The sequence below is a fragment of the Pseudomonas sp. S2_A05 genome (genome assembly GCF_054668485.1).
In genome coordinates this window covers 2999100-3011458 of sequence record NZ_CP162775.1, presented here as the reverse complement: position 1 = coordinate 3011458, position 12359 = coordinate 2999100, and the positions used below count along the sequence as shown (strand labels likewise).

The 12359-nt window shown below is 60.9% G+C and carries 6 protein-coding genes; 3 read left to right on the top strand and 3 right to left on the bottom strand.

Annotation, left to right across the window (positions count from 1 at the left end; all coding sequences use genetic code 11):
* Positions 1 to 2 precede the first annotated feature (2 nt).
* Positions 3 to 1775 carry an N-acetylglutaminylglutamine amidotransferase gene (locus tag AB4O12_RS13645; protein ID WP_252876719.1) on the bottom strand — a complete coding sequence of 591 codons (1773 nt, stop codon included), beginning with the start codon at positions 1773 to 1775 and terminating at the stop codon, positions 3 to 5.
* A gap of 364 nt (positions 1776 to 2139) precedes the next feature.
* Between AB4O12_RS13645 and AB4O12_RS13640 the strand changes: the two genes are divergently transcribed.
* A complete protein-coding gene (locus tag AB4O12_RS13640; RefSeq protein WP_460058749.1) occupies positions 2140 to 6966 on the top strand; it encodes an NEL-type E3 ubiquitin ligase domain-containing protein in 4827 nt (1608 codons plus the stop codon).
* Between the two features lie 3 nt (positions 6967 to 6969).
* Here AB4O12_RS13640 and mnmC read toward each other — a convergent pair whose 3' ends face one another.
* Positions 6970 to 8949 carry a bifunctional tRNA (5-methylaminomethyl-2-thiouridine)(34)-methyltransferase MnmD/FAD-dependent 5-carboxymethylaminomethyl-2-thiouridine(34) oxidoreductase MnmC gene (mnmC, locus tag AB4O12_RS13635; protein ID WP_460058747.1) on the bottom strand — a complete coding sequence of 660 codons (1980 nt, stop codon included), beginning with the start codon at positions 8947 to 8949 and terminating at the stop codon, positions 6970 to 6972.
* A 313-nt stretch (positions 8950 to 9262) separates the two neighbouring features.
* Here mnmC and pap point away from each other — a divergent pair, with 313 nt between their 5' ends.
* Positions 9263 to 10777 carry a polyphosphate:AMP phosphotransferase gene (gene pap, locus AB4O12_RS13630; protein ID WP_041478254.1) on the top strand — a complete coding sequence of 505 codons (1515 nt, stop codon included), beginning with the start codon at positions 9263 to 9265 and terminating at the stop codon, positions 10775 to 10777.
* A gap of 103 nt (positions 10778 to 10880) precedes the next feature.
* Positions 10881 to 12065 (top strand): thiolase family protein, encoded by a 1185-nt coding sequence (locus AB4O12_RS13625; RefSeq protein WP_434766334.1) that lies wholly within the window; start codon positions 10881 to 10883, stop codon positions 12063 to 12065.
* 49 nt (positions 12066 to 12114) lie between these two features.
* Here the strand turns inward: AB4O12_RS13625 and AB4O12_RS13620 are convergent, their stop codons facing one another.
* Positions 12115 to 12306 (bottom strand): DUF6316 family protein, encoded by a 192-nt coding sequence (locus tag AB4O12_RS13620; RefSeq protein ID WP_150637689.1) that lies wholly within the window; start codon positions 12304 to 12306, stop codon positions 12115 to 12117.
* Positions 12307 to 12359: the final 53 nt, after the last annotated feature.

The window sequence follows — 12359 nt, the reverse complement described above, 5'->3', positions numbered from 1 at the left end:
AATCAGATTCCTTGTTCACTGAGCCACAGGTTCAGGGCCGCCAGTTGCCACAGTTTCGAACCGCGCAACGGGGTCAGTTGGCCTTGCGGATCAGTCAAAAGCTTGTCGAGCATGGTCGGGTTGAACAGGCCGCGATCCTGGCTCGGATCCAGCAGCAGTTCGCGCACCCAGTTGAGCGTGTCGCCCTGCAAGTGCTTGAGACCCGGCACCGGGAAATAGCCCTTCTTGCGGTCGATCACTTCGCTTGGAATGACCCGGCGCGCTGCTTCTTTCAGCACTTGCTTGCCGCCATCGGGCAGCTTGAATTGACCTGGTACACGAGCCGATAGCTCGACCAGTCGATAGTCGAGGAACGGCGTGCGCGCTTCCAGGCCCCAGGCCATGGTCATGTTATCGACGCGTTTGACCGGGTCATCGACCAGCATCACCGTGCTGTCCAGGCGCAGCGCCTTGTCCACGGCAGCATCGGCGCCGGGCTGGGCAAAGTGCTGTTTGACGAAATCACCGGCCGCATCGTGGTCGACCAGCCATTTCGGCTGCACAGTCGCTGCGTAGTCGTCGTAGCTGCGATCGAAGAACGCATCGCGGTAGGCCGCGTATGGGTCCGCCGCGCCGTCGACCTGCGGATACCAGTGGTAACCGGCAAACAGTTCGTCTGCGCCTTGGCCGCTTTGCACCACTTTGCAGTGCTTGGCCACTTCACGGGACAACAGATAAAAAGCGATGCAGTCATGGCTGACCATCGGTTCGCTCATCGCCCGGAAGGCGGCGGGCAGTTGCTCGATGATTTCTTTCTCGTCGATGCGCAACTGATGGTGGCGCGTGCCGTAGTGCTTGGCGATCAGGTCCGAGTACTGGAACTCATCGCCGCGCTCGCCGCCGGCATCCTGGAAACCGATGGAGAAGGTCGACAGATTCTCTACACCGACTTCGCGCAACAGGCCGACGAGCATGCTCGAGTCGACACCGCCGGACAGCAACACACCGACATCCACCGCCGCACGCTGACGAATCGCCACCGCTTCGCGGGTGCTGTCGAGGACGCGATCGACCCAGTCTTCGAGGTTGAGGTTTTTCTCGTCCTCATGCGGGCCGTAGGGCAGGGTCCACCAGGTTTTCTGCTCGGTGCGGCCATCAGCTTCAACGCGCATCCAGGTGGCGGGCGGCAGTTTTTCGATACCGGCCAGCAAGGTGCGCGGCGCGGGTACGACCGCGTGGAAATTCAGATAGTGATTGAGCGCCACCGGATCGAGGATCGGGTTGATGTCGCCGCCCTTGAGCAGCGCCGGCAGTGCTGAGGCAAAACGCAAGCGTTGGCCAGTGCGCGACAGGTACAACGGCTTTACGCCGAGACGGTCACGAGCGATGAACAGGCGCTGGGCATCACGCTCCCAGATAGCGAAAGCAAACATGCCATTGAGCTTCGGCAGCAGCGCCTCGCCCCAGGCGTGATAACCCTTGAGCAGCACTTCGGTGTCGCCACCCGAATAGAAGGCATAACCGAGTGCTTCGAGCTCTGCGCGCAATTCCGGGAAGTTGTAGATCGCACCGTTGAACGCCAGGGACAGGCCCAGTTGGCTGTCGATCATCGGCTGCGCCGAGCCGTCCGACAGGTCCATGATTTTCAGGCGTCGATGGCCCAGGGCAATTGGCCCTTGGGCATGGAAGCCCCACGCGTCAGGGCCGCGAGGGGCCAGGTGATGGGTGATTCTCTCGATCGCTGCAAGGTCTGCAGGTTGTTGATCAAAACGTAACTCGCCAGCTAATCCGCACATAAAGTCCTTACCGGTTTTTCCGTTGGGGAAGGTCAAGCCGTACCGCGCGAGAAGTGCGGGTACTCAGAAACTGACCTGTCTCGGTAGGTGGAGTTTTAGATCGATAAGTTATAAGGCGGCCACGCTGGCTCCGGCCGTAACGCTATCGGTGCGGATCGAGGCTCGGGATGTACCCCTGCGCCGTTACGCTTTTTTTGCATAAGCCCACACGTGCACGGACGTTCCGGGTGGGGTGGTGCAGGGCTGTTTTTTCCATACAAAAAAGCGTTTGATCTGCGCGGATTTTGTCCAGCATTTTGAACTGTTATCGGCTGTCCGGCAGCGCTAGGGTCAAGGCTTCAAATCGCAATAAAGGACTATTGCCATGCCCACCCAAGACAAGACAAATCCACAGATTCAGGCCTCGGTCCTGAGCACCTTGTACGCCGCGACCGGTGACCTCGATACCGCTGAAAGCCTGGAAAAAAACCTGCCGGCGCATCTGCTCACGGCTTCTGCGGCCACGCTGAACAAGCTGGACGAAATCAATCGTGAACTGCACACCCTGCAAGTCAAAGTCGACAAGGATCTGACCCGGCTCAAACCCTTGCACAGCTTCTGCATCAGCGAACTCAACGCGGCGCTGAGCGAGAAATGGCCAGCGGTCTATGACGTGAGCGAGGATCTGCTCAGCCTGCCCGGCGTCGATTGTGGCTGCGATGTGAAGGCGACGGTTCAGGCCGATGTCGGCTTGGTCAGACACGCGACGCAAAGCCTGTTGCAGGCAGCCATGCAAAACTTCACCGCAGACGAGGAGCAGGCCGACGGTTTCCCCGCCGGCAGCCTGGTGCGCGTCAAGAGTGTGCCCGCTGGCGTGAAGGATCTGACGCCGGCAGCGTTTGCAACGATGTGCCGCAAGCTGGATCTGGGCAAGAAATACCAGGAGCATCTGCAGCAAGTGTTCGGTCTGCGTGAGGACTGCGGCAAAGTCGTGGCGACCAGTGCCATGACCCGCAATATCGCCGCATTGAAGCAATCGCTGCTGGAGCTGGACGCTCATCTTGCGGAGCTCAAGGGCGATATCACCGCAGCTGGTTTGCGCATGCTGCAGGATCTGATGCTGGCCGAAGGCGTCGCTTCGGCGCAGCACCTGCGCTACGGCAAAGACCCGATGATCATGCAGGGCATCAGAATCCTCGACAGCTGCGTTTGGGGCGTGGTGGTATTTTCCAAACGCTCCGTGGAACAACACCCTGAGGACGGATGCATGGTGTATATGCCCGGCGAGCCCGAGCGCGCCGTGTATGAGTACCCGAGTTTCAATGCGTTCAAGCGCTACCTCGCGCAACAACTCAAGAGCACGGAATATCAGGGGTATTTCGCCGGCAGCCTCGATGAAGATGACAAGGCTGACTTCTTCAAGGCGTTGGCTGAGAAACCCGATCTGGGCGTCGTCGAACAATGGCCGATCAATGTGGCGCTTTTTGATTTCATGGTGCAAAGCCATGTCGGCAAGTTGCAGATCGACGCGCGCAAACTGGCGGTGCCAACCGCTGATATCGATGAAGAGATCCGACAGAAACGCCTGTTGGATTTCGTTCAGCGCGGGGTGACCGTGGCATCGGTGGCGGGGCTGTTCGTGCCGGTCCTGGGGCAATTGATGATGGGCGTCGCGGTCGGGCAATTGCTCGGTGAAGTGTATGACGGCGTCGCGGACTGGCGTCGCGGTGATCATCAGGAAGCACTGTCACATCTGCTCAGTGTGGTAGAGAACATCGCATTGATGGGCGTTTTCGCCGGCGGTCAGAAGGTGCTGGGAACTGTGGGCAAAAAACTGCTGCGCACGCATCCGGAGTTCTTCGCGCAGTTCACCGCGATACTCGATCGGGCCGGCAAGCCACGCCTGTGGAAGTCCGATTTGAGCCCGTACGAGCATGCTTTGCCGGCCGGATTCACCATCGGTGCCGGTTCAAAGGAGTTCTACCAGATCGGCAACAAGACCATCGCCCGCTTCGAGCACCGCCTGTTGGCGGGCAACTTTGATATCGACACTCAGCACTGGCGCCTGGAACACCCCGTACGCGCACAAGCCTATGCTCCGGAACTGATCCGCCACGTCGAGGGCGGCTGGCGGTTCCCCGCTGAACAGCCCGAAGAATGGGGCAGCAGCGCCTACACGCTCAAGCGCATCGATCCGCAGTTGAGCGAATTTGCCGACAGCGACCTGGACATCCTTCGCCGGCTGAGCAACACCTCGCAGCAAACCTTGCTGGAGACCTTCAACGACAATCTGAGCCTGCCGGTACGCCTGCGCGATACCGTCGAGCGCGTGCGCATCGAGCGCCAGCTGCGTGAGTTGACCACGGAACTGGAAAACGGCGAGATCCACTCCGAGCAACCTCTTGAAGAACAGATGCACGCCTTGACGCAACTGCCGGGCTGGCCGACTGACCGATACCTTGAGGTCATCGGTCATGAAGGAGACGTCGAAACCACTTATCCTGCAAACAGCACGCTCGACGAAACCCTGGGAGTGCCGGTCACCCAAGGCCAGTTGGCACTCGGGCGCTTGCTGCAAACCGTCATCGATGGCCTCTACGAGCATGAAGTCGAGGCCTTGCTCGGCGGCAAAGTCGCGAAAAGCACGCAAGCCACCGGGCTGGCAAGAAAACTGGGTGCTGCGCTCAAATCCGATTACCGCGCGGCGTTCGAGCGGATGTACAAGCGCTATGACCACAGTGACGCGCAGGATCTGGGCAAATTACGCCAGGTCTTCGCCGACATTTCGGCGCGCCATGGTCAAAGGCTGATCGACCGCGCTTCGAGTGTCGAGCGCCTGCACTTGCGCTCGACCGGGAGCGCGCCCTTGCGGTTGGGACAGCGGGCTCGGGCCGGCATTGCCGAGGTCCGGCTTGACCGGGCTTTGAGCGGGTTGCACTGGTCGTGGCTGGCCAATGCCGACACCGACAGGCTGGCCATGAAATTACTGCCGCGCCTGAGCGGCTGGAACGCGCAGCTGCGTCTGCAAGTCCGCGACAAGGCCTTGACCGGACCGATACTCGAAGACATCGGCGATGGGTCGGCGACCTCGGAAAATACCGGCTATCTGGTGAAGTCCACGCAGGGCTATGAGGCGTTTGGCGGCGACAAAAAATCCTTGGGCAAGGTGGCATCCGGCCCCGACGCTTTGTACATGGCCATCCTCAAGGCATTGCCGCCACGTCAGCGGACCGCACTCGGGTTTGCCGATACCGGACAGGTCAGTACGCAACAGTTACGCAAAAAGCTGCTCAACGTTGCCCTCGACGAACGCGAGGGCACTGCGCGGGCATTGCGCGGCGGCAGTACGGAATCACTTCCCGTCGAGCCGGCCTGCGTGCAAGGCGATCAGGTTCCCGCGACAGCTCATTCACGCACACTGCTGCGCAAAGCGCGCAGGCTTTATCCGCGTCTGAGCGAGCCGCAGCTCAGTCAATTGCTCGATGCACTGGGCGATGATCCGCTGAGCCGTGCGACCCGCATCAAAGCCCTGCGTCAGGACCTGCAAACCCTGCGTGACGCGCTGTTTGTCTGGAGTGAAGATGCCGCCGCCCTGCAAGCCATGGGCGGCGATCTGGCTGAAGCGCGGCACAGTCGGAAAATGGCCGCCGAGCTGATCGAAGAAGCGTTTCGACGCTTTCATTGGGCCACCAACGAAGAGGGAAAAAACCTCTGTACCCTTGACCTTGACGGCATGCGCATCGGTAAGGTGCCGACGTTACCGTCGTCGGTGAGCTTCGACCATGTCGAGCAATTGTCGATGCGGAACATGGCGCTAGGGGATGATGTGGCGTACTTCCTCAAGTCCTTCAAACAGCTCGACTCGCTGGAACTGGGCAACAACGCGATCACCCGGCTGCCCGAAATGTTGTCGCACATGCCGCGTCTGCAACGGCTGAGCCTGGCAAACAATCAGCTCAAGCTCACCGAGCAGACCCTGGCGAAGCTGAACAGGCTGAGCACTTTACGCTACCTGAATCTGGACAAGAATCCGTTGGGTGCCACCCCGGATTTCAGCCGAATGTCGCAACTGCGTCGCTTGTCGCTGAACGATACCGGCATCACCGAACTGCCAGAAGGCCTCGACCATTCTGCGCACATTGAACTGATGGATCTGAGCGCCAACAGCATCACGGAGCTGCCCGAGTGGTTATTCGAGAAATCACGACGTTTCACCGGCGCACTCAAGCTGGGACTGAATCCCTTTTCCGAAGCGACCAAAACGCATCTGGAGAACTATCGCGATAATTTCGGCGTTGGGATGGACTATGTCGCCGATGACATCGCACGGCTGAACGAGCAAACGGCGCGCTCGCTCTGGTTGACCAAGGTCAGTGGCGAAGAGTGGGCAGAGCAGTCGCGCATCTGGGCGGCATTGCGCAGCGAGCGGACGGCCGATGGCTTGTTCACTTTGCTGGCGCAACTGGGCGATACCGCAGACGGCAAACAGGGCAGCGCTGACATGCAGCGACGCGTCTGGGCGGTACTGAAGGCGGCGGAAGCTGACGAGCCGCTGGGCCGTCAACTGCTCGACATCGCGGCCGATCCGCTGCACTGCACCGATAACGCGGCGCTGGTTTTCAGTCGCCTTGAAGTCGCAGTGGAAGTCGAGCGGGTGAGCAGGGCTGCAAGCGGGAGCAGGGGTACTGCCAAGGCGTTGTTGGAACTGGGCCGCAGCCTGTTCAGGCTGGACAGGCTGGAAGAAATCGCCCGGGAGCATTCGCTCCGGGCGCCAAAGGTCGATGCGCTGGAAATGAACCTCGCTTACCGCATCGGTCTCACCGATGCGCTGGGGCTGCGCGGTCAACCGAAAGATATGCTGTTCAGTGCCCAGAGTGGCGTGACGGCCGCTGATCTTGAGGTCGCAAAAAATCGCGTCTTCACCGCTGAACTCTCCCCGCAATGGCTGGAATACATGCAGGGGCGAACGTTCTGGCGTGACTATCTGCGACGCATATTTGTCCGCAAGTTTGCGCTGATCGATGACCTGTACGACCCGCAAATGAGCGCACTGTTCGACAAGAAGGACACGCTGCCCTCTGGCGATTATTTGAGTCAGAACCAGGCACTCAAGCTTGAAAAGGACCAGGCTGAAGACGTGCTGTTCAAGAGCCTGACGGAAGACGCGATACGGCTGATGGATCTGGGCATCTGCGAAATGCCCGATACGTGAAATTCACTTGCCGCGAATCAACTGCCGTAAGGCGAAACGATTGGGATGGCAGGCTTCGGCCACACTGCGTGGCAATGGCAGCGGCTCGTTGTCCAGCCACGCGGCAAGCAGCTCGCCGGACAGCGGCGCGGTGATCAGCCCGCGAGAACCGTGGCCGCTGTTGACGTACAGACCATCGAGCCACGGGCAGGCGAGGTCCGGTACTTGCCGGGCGTCTTTGCTCAACGCTGCGTAGGTCTGATTGAAGGTTTGCAGATCAGCGAGCGGGCCGACAATCGGCAGGTAATCGGGGCTGGTGCAGCGGAAAGCTGCCCGGCCCTCAAGGTTCGCAAGTGGCTGCTCGCTGATGTTGAGGCGTGTCAGCAGGTCGCTGGAAATTTCTTCGAGCATCGCCAGATTGCCTTGGTGCTCGGCAGTCGTGGGTGTCAGATCGTCATTGTTGAAGTCGAAACTGGCACCCAGCGTGTGCTCGCCCAGGCGCGCCGGGGCGACGTAGCCCTCGGCGCACACCACCGTAGCCAGCGCATGACTTTCTGCAGTCTCGGCCAGACGCGTGATTTGGCCGCGAATGCGCTTGAGCGGTAGGTCGGCACTCTGGGCAAAACGTTTGATTTCGGCGGCACCGGCCAGGATCACCACCGGCGCACTGGCGAGCAAACGTTCGCCGTCGAAGGCTTGCCACAGGTCTGCGACTTTGCGCAGTTCCAAAGCTTCGTGATGGCTGAGCAACTCAATGTTGGTGTGGGTCGCCTGGGCCTGACACAACGCCGGCGGATGCACCCAGCCGCCTTCGGGGTAGAACAAGCCGCCGTGGGCCACGCCGACACCGGCGCGATCCTGCGCTTGCGGCTGTTCCAGCCACTGCAAGAGATCTTCAGGAAACGCCGCCGCCAGTTGCGCGTGGCGCTCGGCTTCCTTGGCGTTGAACGCCAGTTGCAGCACGCCGCAGTCATCCCAGTCGCTGCCGCGTTGCAGGCTTTCCAGCAGGCGCCGGGTGTAACCGAAGCCGCTGACGATCAACTGCGACAACGCCGTGCCATGGGCGGACAGCTTGAGATAGAGCACACCTTGCGGGTTGCCCGAAGCTTCTTGCGCCACCGCCGCGTGACGCTCGAGCAGACTCACCTGCCAGCCGCGCGCCGCCAGGCTCGACGCTGTCGCGCAGCCAGCCAGGCCGGCGCCGATCACCAGCGCCCGGCGTTCACCGCGCAACGGAGCAGGGCGGGCGAACCAGGGTTTCGCCGGTAGCGGCGCCGCCACCTCGGCGGGCCAGCCGAGAAACTCGCCACGCAGGATTTCCCATTTGTGGCCGATGCCCGGCGTGCGCTTCATCTTGAACCCGGCAGCATTGAGCAGACGGCGGACCCAACCGGTGCTGGTGAAAGTGCTGATGGTCGAGCCCGGCGCAGCCAGCCGCGCCAGTTCGACGAACAGTTCAGCAGTCCACATGTCCGGATTTTTCGCCGGGGCGAAACCGTCGAGAAACCACGCGTCGATCTGTGCATCGAGTTGCGGCAGTTGCTCCAGCGCATCGCCGATCAGCAAGGTCAGCGTCACGCGGCCGTTGGCCAGAGTGATGCGTTGAAAGCCTTGATGAATCGCCACGTAATGCCTGAGCAACTGATCCGCCAACGGCATGAGTTCTGGCCACAGTGCCAAGGCTCGGCGCAGATCCGCAGGCGCCAGCGGGTACTTCTCGACGCTGACAAAATGCAAGCGCGCGCCGGCAACAGCGTGCTGTTCGAACAACTGCCAGGCGCAGAGAAAATTCAACCCGGTGCCGAAACCGGTTTCGCCAATGACCAGACGTCCATCCGCCGGCAGCGCAGCGAAACGCTCAGCCAGACGGTTCTGTTCGAGAAACACGTAACGGGTTTCCTCCAGCCCCGACTGGTCGGAAAAATACACGTCATCGAACACCCGCGAACGTGGGCGTCCCTGGTCGTCCCAGTCGAGTTGGGCGTGGGGCATTTCGGCTTTCATGGCAGGCTCGGCAAACACAAGGCGGCCATTCTAGCCGATCGCGCCGATACTACCGATCCAGCACAAGACTCGCGGTGAAAAGAACCCTGTGGCGAGGGGATTTATCCCCGCTGGACTGCGAAGCAGTCCCAGAACCAACCACCCCGTTTTCCCGAGTTAAACCGTGCTTCCGGGGTTTACGACTGCTGCGCAGCCGGTCGGGGATAAATCCCCTCACCACAAAGTTCTCATCCCGTCCTGAGTTCGTGGGAATTTCTGCCCTGCGCCCGTGCCCAATCCGCTAGTCTTGCTGAACCCTGGAAGGAGCCGTCCCATGTTTGAATCCGCTGAAATCGGTCACGCCATCGACAAAGACACTTATGAGGCGGCCGTCCCTGCGCTGCGTGAAGCCTTGCTGGAAGCGCAGTTCGAGTTGCAGCAGCAGAAGCGCTTTCCGGTCATCATCCTGATCAACGGCATCGAAGGGGCGGGCAAGGGCGAGACGGTCAAACTGCTCAATGAATGGATGGACCCGCGCCTGATCGAAGTGCGCACCTTCGACCAGCAGACCGATGAAGAACTCGCGCGGCCACCGGCCTGGCGCTACTGGCGGATGCTGCCGGCCAAGGGGCGGATGGGTGTTTTCTTCGGCAACTGGTACAGCCAGATGCTCCAGGGCCGGGTGCACGGACTGTTCAAGGATCCGCGTCTGGACCAGGCCATCGCCGGCGCAGAGCGTCTGGAAAAGATGCTCTGCGATGAAGGCGCGTTGATCTTCAAGTTCTGGTTTCACCTGTCCAAGAAGCAGATGAAAGCGCGGCTCAAATCACTGGCCGACGACCCGTTGCACAGTTGGCGCATCAGTCCGCTGGACTGGCAGCAATCACAGACTTACGACAAATTCGTCAAATACGGCGAGCGGGTGCTGCGCCGCACCAGCCGCGATTACGCGCCGTGGCATGTCATCGAAGGCGTCGATGCCAATTACCGCAGCCTGGCGGTGGGCAAGATTCTCCTCGAAGGTCTGCAAAACGCGCTCAAGCGTGCCGACGTCAATCCTCACGAAGTCAGTGCCGCGCCGCTGGGTACGCCGGTCGATCAGTTGAACCTGCTCGACAGCCTCGACCTGACGCAGCGTCTGGACAAGAAAGACTATGAAGAGCAACTGATCACCGAGCAGGCGCGCCTGTCCGGGCTGATGCGCGACAAACGCATGCGTCGCCATGCGCTGATCGCGGTGTTCGAGGGTAACGACGCGGCGGGCAAGGGCGGGGCGATTCGCCGCGTGGCAGCGGCGCTCGATCCGCGTCAGTACAGCATCGTCCCGATTGCCGCACCGACCGAAGAAGAGCGCGCACAACCGTATCTGTGGCGGTTCTGGCGACACCTTCCGGCGCGGGGCAAATTCACCGTGTTCGACCGCTCGTGGTACGGGCGGGTGCTGGTCGAGCGGATCGAGGGCTTCTGCACCCCGGCCGACTGGCTGCGCGCCTACGGCGAAATCAATGACTTCGAAGAGCAACTGGCCGATGCCGGCGTCATCGTGGTCAAGTTCTGGCTGGCGATCGACAAGGACACGCAGATGGAGCGCTTTCAGGAGCGCGAGGAGATTTCCTTCAAGCGTTTCAAGATCACCGAGGACGACTGGCGCAATCGGGAAAAGTGGGACGACTATCGCCGGGCGGTCGGCGACATGGTCGATCGCACCAGCACAGAGATCGCGCCGTGGACGCTGGTCGAGGCCAACGATAAACGCTGGGCACGGGTGAAAGTATTGCGCACGATCAACCGCGCGCTGGAAGACGCGTTCGAGAAATCCGACAAGAAGGCCAAAAAGCACAAGGACTGAAGCGATGGCCGCGCATACGCCGGGTGAATGATCCTCGCGGTCGGCAAGAAGGTGGACTTATGCTCAGGTCCACTCTCAACCGACAACAACAATGAGGTATGCCATGCGTGAAGTGGTGATCGTCGACAGCGTGCGGACCGGCCTGGCCAAATCCTTTCGCGGCAAGTTCAACCAGACCCGCCCCGATGACATGGCGGCCCACTGCGTCAATGCGCTGCTGACCCGCAACGATATCGACCCGGCCAGCGTCGAGGACTGCATCGTCGGCGCCGGCTCCAACGAGGGCGCGCAGGGCTACAACATCGGCCGCAACGTCGCGGTACTGTCGCGCCTGGGCACCGGCACTGCCGGCATGACCCTCAACCGTTTCTGCTCGTCGGGTTTGCAGGCGATCGCGATTGCCGCCAACCAGATCGCCTCCGGTTGCAGCGACATCATCGTCGCCGGCGGCGTCGAGTCGATCAGCCTGACCCTGAAGAGCGTCAACACCGATCACCTGATCAACCCGCTGCTCAAGCAACAGACTCCCGGCATCTACTACACCATGGGCCAGACCGCCGAAGTGGTGGCACGACGTTATGGTGTCAGTCGTGAGGCGCAGGATCGCTATGCGCTGCAAAGCCAGATCCGTACCGCTCAGGCCCAGGCTGCCGGTCTGTTCGACGATGAAATCGTGCCGATGGCGGTGAAATACCGCGTCGAGGACAAGAACAGCGGTGAAGTGCAGATTGTCGACGGCGTCGTCGAGCGCGACGACTGCAACCGCCCGGACACCACCTACGAAAGCCTTGCCGGACTGAAACCGGTGTTCGCCGACGACGGTTCGGTGACGGCGGGCAATTCCTCGCAGCTGTCCGACGGTGCGTCGATGACACTGGTGATGAGTCTGGAAAAAGCGCTGGAGCTGGGGCTCAAACCGAAAGCGTTTTTCCGTGGCTTTACCGTCGCCGGTTGCGAGCCGGACGAAATGGGCATCGGCCCGGTGTTCTCGGTGCCAAAACTGCTCAAGGCCAAGGGCTTGCAGGTAGCGGATATCGATCTGTGGGAATTGAACGAGGCGTTCGCTTCGCAGTGCCTGTACAGCCGCGACCGGCTGGAGATCGACAACGACAAATACAACGTCAATGGCGGCTCGATTTCCATCGGCCACCCGTTCGGCATGACCGGCTCGCGTCAGGTAGGGCATCTGATCCGGGAATTGCAGCGGCGCAACCTGCGTTACGGCATCGTCACCATGTGCGTGGGCGGCGGCATGGGAGCGAGCGGGTTGTTTGAGGCGGTGCGCTAAAGGATTGGTTGCCCGTTCAGGCCCCTTCGCGAGCAGGCAGCGCCACGGTTCAGCGGCTGGAATCCCGCCGCTGCATCCGCGCTATATAAGCCTGAATCTCCCGCTCGATCACCTGACCGTCAAACGGCCCCTCAAGGGTATTTTCCCGGGTGCTGAAATACAGCTCGCCATTGACCCGACATATGCGGTCGCTGCGAAAACGGGTGGCGGGGGCGCTGTCCTCGGCGCGCATGGCGTACATGTCGGTCTCCATGATTAATGCGCTGAAAAGTCTGCAATCAGCTTATGCCTGAA